Below are 15,458 nucleotides of genomic sequence, written 5' to 3'. Positions count from 1 at the left end.
AAAACCACCTAGTAAATGATGGAGGTTTTATGAACTTCATTCTGGGGAAAAGGGTAAACTTGTGGTTAGGTGTCAAAATGTATCATTAATCTGCTAACTATTGTTACTTAACCAAAAAAAGCCCAGCTGACGCATAAGAATACAGCGCCAACCGAGCTTAGTTTATAAATTCTTTTAACTGAAGAAAAACAAATCCTGAGTCAAGGAGAAAATTCGGTCGATCCAGCCCAAAACCCACTGCGGAACGATACCTAACAGCAAACTTACCCCTGCGCATAACCACAATGTAATGCCAAGTGGCAATGGTACAGTAACCTCTCGAGATTCAAAATCCGTTCGCATGAACATTTGGCGAATCAAGCCGAAGTAATAGTAGAAGGACACGACACTCGTGACAATCATCACTGCTGCTAACCAGTAATGCTGCGTTTGCACCGCTCCCATCATAATAAACACTTTCCCGAAAAATCCGCCTGATAACGGCAAACCAGCCAGTGATAAAACTAACAGCACGGTCGCCACAGCCGTTCCGGGGGCCCGATAATACAAACCGGCCAAACCGCTCATCGTTTCATCACCTGTTGAACGTTCGATTATCATAATTACAGCGAAAATACCGATGTTCATAAACAAGTAAGCGATCAAGTAAAATGCGAATTCCGAAAAGTTGGAATAGTGGATCATGGAAAAATGGGTAGCAATAGGAACGAGCAAATATCCTGAATTGGCAATCCCGGAGTAGGCTAACAGGCGTTTCAGGTTATTTTGCCGCAGTGCGGTAAAATTACCCAGTATCATAGCCAACGCCGCCATCACCATGAGGGAGAGAAGAACGTCGCCATGGAACGGCAGTTCCATCAATCCGCCAATAGCATATACCCCGTACAAAACTCGAAACAGTATAGCAAACGCAGCTGCCTTCGACACAACGGCCAGAAAGGCGGTTACCGGTGTCTGAGCTCCCTGATACACATCCGGAGCCCACATATGGAACGGAGCCGCTGCTACTTTAAAGCCAAAACCCGCCAACAGCAGAAAGAACGATAAGTATAGGAACGGCAGCAAAGCTTCTGCATTTTGCCCCAAGGCTGCGTTAATTTCCGGAATGCTCGTCGAGCCTGACATCCCATATAGAAACGACATACCGTACAAAATAATGGCTGAAGATATACCACCAAGAACGATATACTTGAATGCACTTTCGTTGGATCGTAGGTCTTTTTTGCGCATCGCTACCAAAATGTAAGAGGTAATGCTGAGCAGCTCCAGGCCTACGTAAAGCGTGATCAGATCGCCTGATGATGACATGATCATTCCACCCAAGGTTGCAGGCAGTAGCAAGTAGTAATACTCCCCGATGTGCGGTACTTCCTCTTCCTTGATAGACCCTATACTCATGAAAGTGACAAGGCCTGCGCCGGTTAATAGTATCAATTTGATTATATTTGCAAAGTCATCAATGCGGTAACTATAGTTCAGCAGTTGCTTTGGCTCTGTCGGGTTCAGATAGCTTACTACAAAAAGACCCGAGACGATAATACTAACAAGCGATAGCCAACCGAGGGCCGTGCGATTCGTTTGCTTCGGCAGCAGAAGATCGAGCAGCGATAATACCACTGCGGCAATAACCAGAGTCAGCTCCGGTGCCAAGTATCCGAGATCGCTCCATTGGAGACGTAGTTGTTCCACCGGTCTAACCCCCTATCTTCACTACAGTTTGAATGAATTGATCGAAGCTGCTGACGGTTTGATGCAACGGTCCGCTCAGTACCGCAGGATAAATCCCCAGTACTACTACAAAAGCCACTAACGCTACCATAGGAATGGCTTCCATTAAGCGCGCGTCACGCATTCCGTCCCCCTGCACTCTAGGCGGTCCGTATGTAATTGCCAGCACCCCTCGCAGCACGTACACGGCGGTAAGAATGACCCCGATGGTTCCGATGACTGTGATGACTTTAGCAGACTGGAACAAACCTGCGAACGCCAAGAACTCACTGATAAACCCGGATAAACCCGGGAGACCGAGAGAAGCCATCCCCGCTACTAGTAGAATGCCAGAGATGAACGGCACGTTTTTGGCGAGTCCACCCAATTGATCCAGCATTGTTGTCTGGGTTCTCTCATAGATCGCACCAACCAGCAAGAAGAGAAGTGCTGAGATGAGTCCGTGAGACACCAGCTGGAAGATAGCACCTTCCATACCTATCGTATTGAAGGCTGCAATCCCAAGCAGCACAATCCCCATATGACTAATACTGGAGTAAGCCAGCACCAGCTTGAAATCTTTCTGCACAAAGGCGAGTATCGCACCGTACAAAATATTGATTACTCCCAGTACAGCAAGTACGGTTGCCCACTGTGTAGCTTGCTGAGGAAAGAGCAGAATGCCGAAGCGGATCAGCCCGTAGGCGCCCATTTTCAACAAGATGCCTGAGTGAATCATAACAATAGACGGCGGGGCTTCCGTATGAACCCTGAGCATCCACGTATGGAACGGGAAGATCGGCAGCTTGATTCCGAAAGCTACCAACAGCATAATGAACAGCACCCACTTCATCGTATCACTCAGGTAGAACGGATAATCGCTCTGGTTGACGTAGGATGCCTCCCCTTGGAACAGATGACTCGTTATGACACTGATATCCCCACTATAAAAAATCGAGTTGCCAGCTTCGTTCGACACCTGTCCGAATCCTGCTGTACAAATGAGAATGATGAAGGCAATAAGCATAATCGCGGAGCCGATCCCGTTGTATATCAAGAACTTGTTGGCCGCTCGCTCGCGTTCCATGTAGCCCCAAATTCCGATCAGGAAGAACATCGGAATGAGCGTTACCTCGAAGAATACGAAGAACAAGAACAGGTCCTGTGCCATGAATACACCGAACATTCCGGTTTCAAGCAGCAGGTAGAAGATGAAATAGGATTTCCATCTTTTCTTAATATAGACAGAAGCCAACGCGGCCATAGTACCGATTAAAGCCGTTAAGAAAACCAGCGGCAGCGACAATCCGTCGACAGCCATAGTGTACTTAAACTGAAAGAAAAAGGACGTCATCTGATTCAAGCCTTGCGCTTCATGATTCAGAGGCACTTGAATCCAGCCAAGCTCCTCCCTAAACTGCATCCCTTCCAGCTGATGATTGAAGGCGGAGTAGAGCCACGCGGATAATACTAGCGGGATCAATGTGGTCACAATGGCAACCGTCTTGATCCACTGACCTTGATTCTTCGGCATAAACAACAGAACAAGAACGCCGAGCAGCGGAGAGAAGGTAATCAAAGACAAGATATGCATACTATCCGACATGGATGAACCTCCTTCCTGCAATAGCAAGGATCAGAATGAGCAGCCCCAGAAGCGTCGCTAGACCATAGGTTTGCACCTGACCATTTTGCAGACGAGATCCGATCCGTCCGATGCCTACAACTGAATAGCTGACCAGCTTCACGATACCGTCAACCACGTACTCATCGAACAGATGGAGCACCAGACCGAATCCCTTGAGCGGTCTCACTATAGCATTTTCATAAATTTCATCAATGTAATATTTGCGATTTAATAATCGGTACAGCCATGGAGCACGGCTCGATACCGCATCGCTTGCAATCGACTTTTTCATATACACAAGATAGCCGAGTCCAATCCCTAACACTCCTACGACTGTAGAAAGGATCATCACCACTGCATTGGCGCTCTCTTCCTCCGCATGTCCTGTAAGCCATGTACCTAACCATGGACTAAACGGCGTGAATACGAAGCCTGCAACGACCGCCAGCACAGCCAGAACGACCAAAGGAAGCGTCATTGTAAGAGGCGATTCATGCACGTGCTCCTGATGGCGCGGTTTGCCCATAAAGACCAGGAAGAACAGCCTCGACATATAAAATGCTGTGAAAAATGCCGCAATCAGCCCCACCCAGAACAGCAGCTGATTATGTGCAAAGGCCTCCGACAAAATAGCATCCTTGGACCAGAATCCAGACAATGGCGGAATCCCAGACAATGCCAGCGCCCCGATACCGAACGTCCATGCGGTTACCTTCATCTTACTGCCTAAGCCGCCCATTTCATGGATGTCTTGAGTATGTACGGAATGAATGACACTGCCCGCCCCCAAGAAGAGCAAAGCTTTAAAGAATGCGTGAGTAAATAGATGGAAAATACCCGCCGTATAAGCAACCGAGGTCCCTATACCAAGCGCCATCATCATATACCCAAGCTGACTTACCGTGGAATAAGCAAGTATTCGTTTGATATCGTTTTGCGCCGTACCGATGGTGGCTGCGAATATAGCTGTAAAGCCCCCGACACAAGCAACCACAGTTAGTGCGGTAGGGGAAGCCTGGAAAATTTCAAACGTACGCGCCACCAAGTACACGCCCGCTGCAACCATCGTAGCCGCATGGATGAGCGCACTGATCGGCGTAGGGCCTTCCATTGCGTCCGGCAGCCAAGTATGAAGCGGAAATTGCCCCGATTTACCGATAGCCCCTACGAAGATCAAGATCGCAATTAAAGTCACCATGCCACCGGAAATCTTCCCGCTGGACACTGCATTATGGATCGATGTGAAGTCGAGCGCATGATTCGGCATTGCCCAGAACAGCAGCAGAATGGCTATCAATAAGCCTACATCGCCGATCCTGGTGACAATGAACGCTTTCTTCGCTGCAGCTCGCGCTTCCGGCTTGAAGTACCAGAATCCAACCAGGAGAAAGGAACAGACACCCACGAGCTCCCAGAAAATATACAGCTCCAATAAATTCTCAGAGATGACAAGGCCTAACATGGAGAAAGTAAATAGCGCTATGTACGCGAAGAATACATTGATTCGCTCATCACCTTTCATATATCCCTTGGAATACAGATTGACCAGCAAGCTGACCAGTGTAACGATCACAAGCATCAAAGCGTTCAAATTCGTTACTTCAAACCCCATGTTCAAAGAAAACGTTCCGAATTTGATCCACTGCAGCTTATTCCATGTAAAGTCTTCGATCTGGCCGCCCAGCCGCTCAATGAAAATGAGCAGAGAAACAACAAACGAGGCGAAGACGGCAACAATGCTGATATATGCGCCCGCGTCTTTTAACTGACGCCCAACTGCCGTTAAAATAAGGAACGATAACAGCGGGAACAACGGGATAAGCCAGGCATACTGCGAGTAGGCCGATATCATGAATTTATGTCCTCCTCCTACAAGTTTGCATTCGCAAACTTACTTCGAAAGCGCTGCTAAGCTTATGCTTGCAAGCTATCGTTTCAACGAATCCATCTCGTTGACGTCCGTCGTTCCTTTGTTGCGGTACAGCGCTATTAGGATGGCTATGCCTACCGCAGCCTCCGCTGCGGCTATCGTGATGTTAAACAATGAAAAAATTTGACCCGTCAAGCTCGGATGAACGCCCAGCTTTGAGAAAGCGACCAGGTTGATATTGACTGCATTCAGCATCAGCTCAATGGATAGCAGCACGATGACGGCATTCTTTTTGGTCAGTGCACCATACAATCCGATACAGAATAAAATCGCCGCTAAGGTTAAGTAGGGGGTGGCCATTCCTGCCATGGTCTAGTCCTCCTCTCTCTTCGCTACTACAATGGCTCCGATAAAAGCTACGGTCAAGAGGACTGACATGATCTCGAACGGAAGAACATGCTGATTGAATAGAAGCTTGCCTATTTCCAATGTATTGTCTTCCGCCGCTTTAAATTCTCCTGTCGGAAGGGTAACATTTTGGATCGCATAGAACAGTACGCCGAACAAGGCGAGTGCTCCAATGATCAGCAGCGTATTATGAACAGGCCGCTTAGGCTCCTCTTCTTCCCCTTGGTGCTTTGTCATCATAATCCCGAAGATCATGAGGATCGAAATCGCACCGGCATATATGAGGATTTGTACAAAGGCGACGAATTCCGCATCCAGGACGACGTAAAGCCCTGCCAAGCTGATAAAGGTCAGCGCCAGAGCTACCACCATATGGACCACCTTATTGAAGCTGATCATAAAGATCGCGCCACCGATGGCCATTAATGCGAATACAAAGAAAGCAATATTCTCTCCGCTGGATAAAAAAGAAGCGATATTTCCGAACATATTACTTCGCCCCACCTTTCGGAAGCGCCGAGTTATTTTCCTTCCGTACATTTACATTGTTTTCGTTCAACCATTGGAGGTTCTTAAACAGATCATCGCGACTGTAAGTACTAAGTTCGAAGTTGTTGGTCATGACAATCGCTTCCGTTGGACATACCTCCGTACACAAATCGCATAAAATACATATTTCAAAATTGATATCGTACGTATCGATGACCTTGCCCTTCTTCTCAGGGTCTGGATTGGCCTTACCCGTTAACGTAATGCATTCCGTCGGACAAACACGAGCACACATATTACAGACGATGCATTTATCAGGGTCAAAATGTTGAATTCCCCTAAAACGGTCCGGCATTTCCAAAGGAACATCCGGATACGCGTAGGTCACTTTCTTCTGGGTCATGCTTTTGAGGGTAACACCGAGACCTTTGACTATGCCTTTCATGATTTCTCACCCTTTCCAAAGCATCTTTTATTTATAGAAGTACACCGACTCATCCGATACTCATATAAATGGCTGTCACAAAAATGTTGATCAAAGCGAGTGGCAGCAATACTTTCCATCCTAACCCCATCAGCTGATCCACACGAATCCGTGGCAGTGTCGCCCGAATCCAGAACAGGAAGAACACAATGAAGGAGAACTTCAACAGGAACCAGATGATACCCGGGATAAAGTCAAGGAACGGGAACGGAGCATGCCATCCACCCAGAAACAACGTTGTTGTCAGCCCGGCGATGGCAAAGACATACACATATTCCGCCAGCATAAAGAATGCAAACCGAAAGCCGCTGTATTCTACATGATAACCTGCAACGAGCTCTGATTCCGCCTCCGGTAAGTCAAAAGGCGTCCGGTTTAACTCCGATACTCCGGCAATCACAAATACGACAAAGCCGATAATTTGAGGGAGGAAGTTCCAATGCCAGAATCCGCCCGCCTGCTGCTCGGCTATCGTATTGAGATTTAAGCTGCCTGTTGTCATAATCACTCCAATAACGGATATGACAAGCGGAATTTCGTAGCTGATCATTTGAGCAGCCGAGCGCATGCCGCCAAGAAGCGCATACTTGTTATTAGAAGCCCAGCCTCCCAGTACAATCCCAATGGTAGAAATTCCGGACAAGGCAACATAGAATAGCAAACCTACATTCAGATCGGTGCTGATCAGTTTATCCGTATAGGGTATTACAGCAATGACCACAAACGCAGGGATAAACGTAATGACTGGAGCTAAAATAAATAACTCACGTTCAGCCTTCCGAGGGATTGTATCCTCTTTGATCAGCAGCTTGAACACGTCGGCAACACTTTGTAGAAGTCCTAAGGGTCCAACCCTGTTCGGCCCAATCCGAAGCTGCATCCAACCGATAACCTTGCGCTCGAAGTAAATGGCATACGTTACAAAGCCTAGGACTAGCAGCAGCAATAAAACGCCCCATGCGAAAAAGATCGCAAAATTCGTCCAATTTAACTGCTCATGCAATAAGCTTCCCATTAACAGTCCACCTCCCCGACGACAATATCAATGCCTCCGAGTATTGTGATGAGATTCGTCATTGTTTCTCCAACTAAAAGCTTCGGTAATATTTGCAGGTTCACAAAGGAGGGTCTGCGGAACTTCAGGCGATAAGGCTTATCTTTCCCTTTGGATACGATATAACAGCCGATCTCGCCGCGCGGCGCCTCAATCCTTGCATACACTTCCCCTTCAGGGGCACGAAGCACACGAGGTACTTTACCCATAATCTCGCCTTCTGCCGGGAATTGCTCGACAGCTTGTTCGAGGATCCGTAACGACTGCCTGATCTCTTCAAACCGGATTAAATATCGGTCGTAGCAATCTCCTCTTTCCCCTACAGGAACGTCAAATTCAAAACGGTCGTACAAGCTGTATGGTTGATCCTTACGAATGTCCCACTTCACGCCAGTACATCGCAAATTCGCACCACTCAGTCCATAAGCGATGGCGGTTTCAGCATCATACTTGCCGACCCCTTTAATCCGTGCCAAGAAAATTTCGTTGCCACTGACCAAGTTGGTATATTCATCAAGCTTATCACGCATGTAAGGAATGAACTTGCGAACCTTCTCAATCCAGCCTTCCGGAGCATCCCACTTCACACCGCCAACTCGCATATAATTGTATGTAAGCCGTGCTCCGCATAGCTCATTAAATAGGTTAATGATGATCTCCCGATCACGAAAAGCATACAAAAAAGGACTCATCGCACCGATATCCAATAAATAGGTTCCCCACCAGACCAAATGACTGGCTACCCGCTGAAGTTCCATAACAATTAACCGCAAAAAATCAGCGCGTTCTGGTATTTCCAGCTGCATCAGCTTTTCAACAGCGTGAACAAGAACGTAATTGTTCGTCATAGCCGAAACGTAGTCCATACGATCCGTATAGGGGATAATTTGCGTGTAAGTTAAATTTTCCGCGAGCTTCTCGGTCCCTCTGTGTAAATAACCCATAACCGGGTCGGCATGAGTGATGATTTCCCCGTCAAGCTTAACCACAATCCGAAAAACTCCGTGAGTACTCGGATGCTGAGGCCCTACATTCAACAACAGTTCTTCCGTTCTAATCAAGAGACTCTACACCTCCGGGTCAAGCGGTTCATAGTCTTTGCGCAGCGGATGACCGACCCAATCGTCAGACATCATGATTCTTCTCATGTCCGGATGGCCCGGAAAATCAATGCCTAACAAGTCGTAAATCTCTCGTTCATTCCAATTGGCTGTCGGCCAAACAGGCGTTACGGATGGGATAGAAGGGGTTTCCCTGTTCGTTTTAATTTTAATGCATATCTCCTGCTTCGTATCCAACGAGAGAAGGTGATAAGCAACTTCCATATGTGTCTCTTGATCAATTCCGGAGACGTTACGCAAGTAATTCATTTTAAAATCGCTGTGATCTCTCAGCTGTTCAGCCGTTTCGAACCACCTATCGTTTTTAATTACTATATAGGGGAGGTGCGCATCCCTCTCATTGATAAAAGCTTCCTCAACGATATCATTTCCTAGCTGATCCTTGAGGATCTTCACCCACAGGTCAAGCCTCGGCTGATTCGGGGAAGGCTCCTTAGGAGCGGATTCTTCCTCACTCTCCGGCTTCTTGGCGCGCGCATTAGCTCGTGCCGCTCTCGCCTCTGCGGCGGCCTTCGCTTTAGCTTCCTTTTCCTCATCAGTGGGTGCTGCTTTCTCCGCTGTAGCACCCTCCGCCGCAGACTCGCTTGCAGCAGCGGCTGCTCTTCTCTCAGGCCGTGCAGGCTTCACTGGAGCTGCTGTGTCATCTACAGGCTTTGTCTCGTTCTTGCTATCGCCAGAAGCTTGCGAAGCAGCATCGCTCTCCTTCTGATCTAAGGCCGCTTCAGCAGGTTTCACTGTTCCTTCTACCTCTTTAGCAGCAGTACCTGCCTGAGGCTCAGCTGACGATGTTTCCGCACTTGCAGACGGCTTCACTTCCTCTTCAGGCTGCAAACCATCCTTCTTTTGCTCATCGCTCATCGATTGGTCACCTGCTTACCGGTTTTTGCTTCGTACCGTATTTTCTCCTGCAGCTTATTGATGCCATAGATTAAAGCAGCAGGGTTCGGAGGACAGCCCGGGATATACACATCGACAGGAACCACCTGATCGACGCCTTTGACGACCGCATAGGACTTCACATAAGGGCCACCGGCGGTTGCACAGGAACCCATAGCAATAACCCATTTCGGTTCTGGCATCTGCTCGTACAAGCGGCGCAGAAGGGGAGCCATTTTTTTCGTTACCGTACCAGCAACAATCATCACATCGGACTGCCTTGGCGATGTACGGAAGATAACTCCAAATCGGTCCAGGTCATAGTGTGAAGCACCGGTTCCCATCATCTCAATCGCGCAACAGGCCAGACCGAAGGTCAACGGCCACAAGGAATTGCTTCGCGCCCAAGCCTTCACTTGCTCCAATGTTGTCATAAACACATTTCGCTCAAGCTCTTGTCTTTCTTCAGGGGAAATTGACTCTAAATTGAAGTCCATTGCAGCACCTTCTTCTTCCAAGCATAAATTAACCCTACTACGAGAAGCCCGACAAAAATGCACATCTCTACAAGCGCAAACAAGCCTAATTGCTTATACGCAACGGCCCATGGGTACAAAAATACAGTTTCCACATCAAATATAACAAACATCAATGCAAACAAGTAATAGCGGATGTTAAAGCGCACGTGGCTCTCGCCTACGGGCTCATTTCCGCTTTCATAAGTGGTATACTTCTCCTCCACTGGCTTGTTTGGGCGAAGCAATCGTCCCACTGTAAGCGCTACAATTGGAAGTAACACTCCAAGCATGAGAAAAATGGCAACGACCACGTAATTGTTCATGTACATCGTGAACGATCCGCCTCCCACTAATGTATTGGAAAGTATGTTCTACAGAAGGTTGTGCAGGACAGATTTGGTAGGATGGAATCGTCTTTTCTTCTTGTTTTATATGTAAGCGTAAACAAGATGAAATTCCTAGGCCGCTCTCTATGAACAAATCTGAATGAACATACACCTACTGTTAATTTATGCCTAAATAATTATAACAAATGCCTGTTGGGGTGTCTAATATTTCCTGAATTTCCTTATATGAAATAACCACATAGAGTGAGGCCTTGGCTTCGGAGCTGATTCAGGTACTTTGCGGGGAGCCCCGAAACTTATAAATTCATAATAGTAAAAAAAGCGAGAGAAACTAAGTTCTCTCGCCTTATCATTTCAACTTCTTATTTTCTACCATAAACCTCAATCCGATTCAATGCTTTTTGCAAAGCTGCTTCCGCGCGTTTGAAGTCGTAGTTGTCCTTGGACGCTAAACGCTTCTCAGCACGTTCTTTAGCTGCTTGAGCACGCTCAAGATCGATTTGTTCCGGCAGCTCAGCGCTTTCCGCCAGAATAACCACTTTATCCTTGCGGACTTCCATAAAGCCGCCGTTTACCGCAATATACAATTGCTTGCCGTTCTGCTTCACGGTAACTGGCGCCACTTTCAATGGAGTAACCAAAGGAATGTGATTTGGCAGAATACCAAGCTCTCCAGCTACGCCCTTCACGATAATCATGTTTGCTTCCTCAGCGAACACTTTACGTTCAGGAGTTACAATTTCCAGTAGGAAAGTACTCACTTGGATTCCTCCTAAGAGTTTGCTTTAGCAAACCACTTCGTAAGCATACAACGAGCTTTTCATGGAAAAGCTCGCTTTTTGCCGCGTGCCTGTTCTATATCTCGCTGGACAAACCGTTAAGAATGCCCAGCGATACATGTTAGATTACAAAGTTTTTGCTTTTTCGATCGCTTCTTCGATAGTACCAACGTTGTGGAACGCCGGTTCTGGAAGATCGTCGTGCTTACCATCCAGAATTTCTCTAAAGCTGCGAACCGTTTCTTTAACCGGTACGTACAGACCTGGGATACCATTGAACGCCTCGGCCACGTGAAGCGGCTGGGACAAGAACAATTGGATACGTCTTGCACGTTTTACGACCAGTTTATCTTCGTCGGACAACTCGTCCATACCGAGGATTGCGATGATATCAAGCAACTCTTTATAGCGTTGCAAGATTTTCTTAACGCCTTGAGCTACGTTGTAGTGCTCTTCGCCAAGAATTTCTGGAGTCAGAATACGGGAAGAGGATGCCAATGGGTCAACCGCAGGGAAGATACCCATTGCTGCAATGTTACGCTCCAAGTTTGTTGTAGCATCCAAGTGAGCAAATGCTGTAGCCGGAGCCGGGTCCGTATAGTCATCCGCAGGAACGTAGATCGCTTGGATTGAAGTAACGGAACCTTTTTTGGTGGATGTGATACGCTCTTGCAATTGACCCATTTCTGTAGCCAATGTAGGTTGGTAACCTACCGCAGATGGCATACGTCCAAGAAGGGCGGATACCTCGGAACCTGCTTGCGTAAAACGGAAAATGTTGTCGATCAGCAGAAGAACGTCACGGCCTTCTACGTCACGGAAATATTCAGCCATAGTCAAGCCAGTCAAAGCTACACGAAGACGCGCGCCCGGTGGTTCGTTCATTTGACCGAAAACCATCGCGGTTTTGTCAATAACGCCGGATTCTTTCATCTCGTGGTACAAGTCATTACCTTCACGTGTTCTCTCACCAACGCCGGCGAATACGGAGATACCGCCAAGCTCAGATGCGATATTGTGAATCAATTCTTGCAATGTAACGGTTTTACCTACACCGGCACCACCGAACAGACCGATTTTACCACCTTTAACATATGGAGCAATCAAGTCGATAACTTTAATTCCTGTTTCCAGAATTTCTACTTGCGTCGACAAGTCGTCAAACGAAGGAGCACTTCTGTGGATTGGGTTAGTTACAGAACGGTCGATTTCATCAACACCGTCGATAGGATCTCCCAATACGTTAAATACACGGCCCAATGTTGCTGCGCCTACAGGAACGCTAATAGCTGCACCTGTATCGACAGCTTCCATACCACGGACCAAACCGTCAGTGGAAGACATCGCAACGCAGCGAACCAAATTGTCGCCCAAATGAACAGCAGCTTCAACCGTTAATTTAATATCTTGCTCGCCTGCATTCTCTGCTTTTTTCTCAATTTTGATCGCATTTAAGATCTCAGGGAGGTGTCCACGGTCAAACTCGATGTCGACAACCGGCCCCGTAATGTTCACAACGCGCCCTTTGCTCACTGTTTTCCCTCCTAAAAGCTTCATCCTTGGACAAAGCCGCTTCATAGCGTTCACTTTAGCCATGCTGAAAGCAAAGCTTGTTATATGCATGAATCCTAGACTTAACTTTCAAGCCGATCGGTTTTATCCTTGTGCGGCACTTGCACCAGCTACGATCTCAGAAATTTCCTGAGTGATGGCAGCTTGACGTGCACGGTTGTAAGAAAGTGTCAACGTATTGATCATCTTCGTCGCATTTTTCGTTGCACTGTTCATAGCTGTCATTCTCGCGCCGAATTCGCTCGCTTTACCGTCCAATACAGCACTATAAATCAATGTCTCCGCATATTTAGGCAGCAACACTTCCAATACACCCTCCGGAGATGGCTCGTATTCGTAGTTGGCTACTACCGTTCCGCTCATATCTTCCATCGGCAAAAGCTGTTTTACCGTTGGAATTTGGGAGATTGCATTGACAAACCTGTTATACACCAGGAACAGCTGGTCGTATGATCCGTTCTCAAAGTTTTTCACAGCAGCTGCTGCTACTGACTTGATGTCCCCGAAAGTTGGTGAGTCGGATAGTCCAACCACCTCTTCAACAATCGGCATATTGCGTTTGCTGAAGAAATCTCTGCCTTTACGTCCGATTACGAAAATCGAATATTCATTTGGAGACTTATGTCTTTCTTGGATCTCGGTCATTACTCTACGCAACACGTTCGCATTGTAACCACCCGCCAGACCGCGGTCTGAAGTGACAACGAGATAGCCCGTCTTCTTCACTTCGCGATTTTGCAGCATTGGGTGTTTTACACCCTTGGTGCCTGCTGCAATACTGCCAACCACTTCTTTCAGCTTGTCAGCGTAAGGACGTGCAGCTTCAGCAGCCTCTTGCGCTCTTCTCAGCTTCGAGGCAGCTACCATCTCCATCGCTTTCGTGATTTGCTTCGTGTTTTGTTTGGACTTGATCTGGCGCTTAATTTCGCGCATTCCTTTTGCCATGCTTGCTCACCTCTCTCTCGAAGCTTCTCTTCTTACGGAAAAGCCTTCACTCGAAAAGCCTGTTAAAAGACTTAAAATGGAACACCGAGCTTCTCAGACGAGAAGCTCAGACCGTTCGTATATTATACGGAAGTTGCAAATCCTTTTGTAAACTGTTGGATTGCATCTTTCAATGCGTTCTCATTGTCCGCAGTCAAATCTTTTGTATCGCGGATGCTTTGCAAAATCTCAGGACGGTTGGAATCCAGGTATGCCAGGAATTCAGCTTCAAAGCGGCTTACATCCTGTACTGGAAGCTCGTCAAGATGTCCTCTTACAACCGTGTAGATGGAAGCAACTTGCTTCTCAACTGGCAACGGCTGGTGAACGCCTTGTTTCAAGATTTCCAATGTACGCAGACCACGGTTCAAACGAGTTTGAGTCGCTTTATCCAAATCGGAACCAAACGCTGCGAAAGCAGCCAATTCGCGGTATTGGGCAAGGTCCGTTTTCAACGTACCAGCAACCTTCTTCATCGCTTTAATTTGTGCGGAGCTACCTACCCGGGATACGGAGATACCAACGTTAACCGCTGGACGTTGACCGGAGTAGAACAGGTCGGACTCAAGGAAAATTTGTCCGTCTGTGATAGAGATAACGTTCGTCGGGATGTAGGCGGATACGTCACCCGCTTGAGTCTCGATAAACGGAAGGGCAGTAAGAGAACCTCCACCCAATGCATCACTAAGCTTAGCTGCACGCTCAAGCAAACGGGAATGCAAGTAGAAAACGTCACCCGGATAAGCTTCCCGACCCGGTGGACGGCGAAGCAGCAAGGACAACTCACGGTATGCCGCTGCTTGCTTAGTCAAGTCATCATATACGATAAGCACGTGCTCACCTTTGTACATGAAGTACTCACCCATTGCGCAACCTGCAAACGGTGCAAGCCACAGCAATGGAGCAGGCTCGGAAGCACTTGCTGTTACAACAATGGTGTAATCCATAGCGCCGGCTTTACGCAGTGTTTCAACTACGTTAACAACGGTGGATTGCTTTTGACCGATAGCAACATAAATACATTTTACGTTGTTGCCTTTTTGGTTGATGATGGTATCCATCGCGATCGCGGTTTTACCCGTTTGACGGTCACCGATGATCAACTCACGCTGACCACGACCGATAGGAATCATTGCGTCGATTGCTTTGATACCCGTTTGCATAGGCTCATGTACTGATTTACGAGCCATTACGCCTGGTGCTGGGGACTCAATAGGACGGAAAGTAGTTGTGTTAATTGGACCTTTACCGTCCACTGGTTGACCCAATGGGTTAACTACACGGCCAATTAGCTCATCGCCTACAGGAACCTCCATGATACGGCCTGTACGTTTAACTTGGTCACCTTCACGAATGTCCTTGTAAGGTCCCAAAATAACGATACCAACGTTGCTTTCCTCAAGGTTAAATACATAACCCAAAACCCCATTAGGAAACTCAAGCAACTCACCCGCCATAGCGCTTTCCAAGCCGTGAGCACGAGCGATACCGTCACCAACCTGAATAACTGTACCTACGTCAACCACTTGCATATCGGATTTATAGTTTTCAATCTGTTGTTTAATCAATGTGCTGATTTCTTCAGGTTTGATACTCAACGAACTTCACCCCTATTCTTACAG

At 47.4% G+C, this 15,458-nt stretch carries 15 protein-coding genes; all 15 read right to left on the bottom strand.

Annotation, left to right across the window (positions count from 1 at the left end; translation table 11 throughout):
* Window positions 1-174: 174 nt before the first annotated feature.
* Entirely contained in the window at window positions 175-1,689 is a 1,515-nt protein-coding gene (locus BP97_RS0121610; protein WP_028550971.1) for an NADH-quinone oxidoreductase subunit N, read from the bottom strand.
* A gap of 4 nt (window positions 1,690-1,693) precedes the next feature.
* Entirely contained in the window at window positions 1,694-3,313 is a 1,620-nt protein-coding gene (locus BP97_RS0121605; RefSeq protein WP_028550970.1) for a complex I subunit 4 family protein, read from the bottom strand.
* Window positions 3,303-5,186 carry an NADH-quinone oxidoreductase subunit L gene (nuoL, locus tag BP97_RS0121600; RefSeq protein ID WP_028550969.1) on the bottom strand — a complete coding sequence of 628 codons (1,884 nt, stop codon included), beginning with the start codon at window positions 5,184-5,186 and terminating at the stop codon, window positions 3,303-3,305. Before nuoL ends, BP97_RS0121605 begins: the two co-directional genes overlap by 11 nt.
* Before the next feature lie 75 nt (window positions 5,187-5,261).
* Window positions 5,262-5,573 (bottom strand): NADH-quinone oxidoreductase subunit NuoK, encoded by a 312-nt coding sequence (gene nuoK, locus BP97_RS0121595; protein ID WP_028550968.1) that lies wholly within the window; start codon window positions 5,571-5,573, stop codon window positions 5,262-5,264.
* A 3-nt stretch (window positions 5,574-5,576) separates the two neighbouring features.
* Complete coding sequence (locus BP97_RS0121590; protein WP_028550967.1) at window positions 5,577-6,101, bottom strand: NADH-quinone oxidoreductase subunit J; 525 nt, start codon at window positions 6,099-6,101, stop codon at window positions 5,577-5,579.
* Window position 6,102: 1 nt separating this feature from the next.
* Complete coding sequence (gene nuoI, locus BP97_RS0121585) at window positions 6,103-6,546, bottom strand: NADH-quinone oxidoreductase subunit NuoI (protein WP_028550966.1); 444 nt, start codon at window positions 6,544-6,546, stop codon at window positions 6,103-6,105.
* Between the two features lie 49 nt (window positions 6,547-6,595).
* The gene (gene nuoH, locus BP97_RS0121580; RefSeq protein ID WP_028550965.1) at window positions 6,596-7,600 is read right to left on the bottom strand and encodes an NADH-quinone oxidoreductase subunit NuoH; all 1,005 of its coding nucleotides are present in this window, start codon (window positions 7,598-7,600) and stop codon (window positions 6,596-6,598) included.
* Window positions 7,600-8,700 carry an NADH-quinone oxidoreductase subunit D gene (locus tag BP97_RS0121575; protein WP_028550964.1) on the bottom strand — a complete coding sequence of 367 codons (1,101 nt, stop codon included), beginning with the start codon at window positions 8,698-8,700 and terminating at the stop codon, window positions 7,600-7,602. The genes nuoH and BP97_RS0121575 overlap by 1 nt, the downstream gene beginning before the upstream one ends.
* Window positions 8,701-8,706: 6 nt before the next feature.
* Complete coding sequence (locus tag BP97_RS0121570) at window positions 8,707-9,618, bottom strand: NADH-quinone oxidoreductase subunit C (RefSeq protein WP_028550963.1); 912 nt, start codon at window positions 9,616-9,618, stop codon at window positions 8,707-8,709.
* Window positions 9,615-10,133 carry a NuoB/complex I 20 kDa subunit family protein gene (locus BP97_RS0121565; protein WP_028550962.1) on the bottom strand — a complete coding sequence of 173 codons (519 nt, stop codon included), beginning with the start codon at window positions 10,131-10,133 and terminating at the stop codon, window positions 9,615-9,617. The genes BP97_RS0121570 and BP97_RS0121565 overlap by 4 nt, the downstream gene beginning before the upstream one ends.
* The gene (locus BP97_RS0121560; RefSeq protein WP_028550961.1) at window positions 10,118-10,483 is read right to left on the bottom strand and encodes an NADH-quinone oxidoreductase subunit A; all 366 of its coding nucleotides are present in this window, start codon (window positions 10,481-10,483) and stop codon (window positions 10,118-10,120) included. Before BP97_RS0121560 ends, BP97_RS0121565 begins: the two co-directional genes overlap by 16 nt.
* A 380-nt stretch (window positions 10,484-10,863) precedes the next feature.
* The gene (locus BP97_RS0121555; protein ID WP_028550960.1) at window positions 10,864-11,262 is read right to left on the bottom strand and encodes a F0F1 ATP synthase subunit epsilon; all 399 of its coding nucleotides are present in this window, start codon (window positions 11,260-11,262) and stop codon (window positions 10,864-10,866) included.
* Window positions 11,263-11,406: 144 nt separating this feature from the next.
* On the bottom strand, window positions 11,407-12,813 hold the full coding sequence (atpD, locus tag BP97_RS0121550) for a F0F1 ATP synthase subunit beta (RefSeq protein ID WP_028550959.1): 1,407 nt from the start codon (window positions 12,811-12,813) through the stop codon (window positions 11,407-11,409).
* Window positions 12,814-12,936: 123 nt separating this feature from the next.
* On the bottom strand, window positions 12,937-13,797 hold the full coding sequence (gene atpG / locus BP97_RS0121545) for an ATP synthase F1 subunit gamma (RefSeq protein WP_028550958.1): 861 nt from the start codon (window positions 13,795-13,797) through the stop codon (window positions 12,937-12,939).
* A gap of 122 nt (window positions 13,798-13,919) precedes the next feature.
* A complete protein-coding gene (gene atpA / locus BP97_RS0121540; protein WP_028550957.1) occupies window positions 13,920-15,434 on the bottom strand; it encodes a F0F1 ATP synthase subunit alpha in 1,515 nt (504 codons plus the stop codon).
* Window positions 15,435-15,458 lie beyond the last annotated feature (24 nt).

The sequence above is a fragment of the Paenibacillus sp. UNC451MF genome, assembly GCF_000686845.1.
GTDB lineage: Bacteria > Bacillota > Bacilli > Paenibacillales > NBRC-103111 > Paenibacillus_S.
The sequence above is the reverse complement of the archived record's forward strand: the minus strand, read 5'-3'. Positions and strand labels throughout refer to the sequence as shown.

Coding starts and splice junctions, on each gene's coding strand:
- BP97_RS0121605 (WP_028550970.1), bottom strand. CDS start 3,313: ATGTCGGATAGTATGCATATCTTGTCTTTGATTACCTTCTCTCCGCTG.
- nuoL (WP_028550969.1), bottom strand. CDS start 5,186: ATGATATCGGCCTACTCGCAGTATGCCTGGCTTATCCCGTTGTTCCCG.
- nuoK (WP_028550968.1), bottom strand. CDS start 5,573: ATGGCAGGAATGGCCACCCCCTACTTAACCTTAGCGGCGATTTTATTC.
- BP97_RS0121590 (WP_028550967.1), bottom strand. CDS start 6,101: ATGTTCGGAAATATCGCTTCTTTTTTATCCAGCGGAGAGAATATTGCT.
- nuoI (WP_028550966.1), bottom strand. CDS start 6,546: ATGAAAGGCATAGTCAAAGGTCTCGGTGTTACCCTCAAAAGCATGACC.
- nuoH (WP_028550965.1), bottom strand. CDS start 7,600: ATGGGAAGCTTATTGCATGAGCAGTTAAATTGGACGAATTTTGCGATC.
- BP97_RS0121570 (WP_028550963.1), bottom strand. CDS start 9,618: ATGAGCGATGAGCAAAAGAAGGATGGTTTGCAGCCTGAAGAGGAAGTG.
- BP97_RS0121565 (WP_028550962.1), bottom strand. CDS start 10,133: ATGGACTTCAATTTAGAGTCAATTTCCCCTGAAGAAAGACAAGAGCTT.
- BP97_RS0121560 (WP_028550961.1), bottom strand. CDS start 10,483: ATGTACATGAACAATTACGTGGTCGTTGCCATTTTTCTCATGCTTGGA.
- atpG (WP_028550958.1), bottom strand. CDS start 13,797: ATGGCAAAAGGAATGCGCGAAATTAAGCGCCAGATCAAGTCCAAACAA.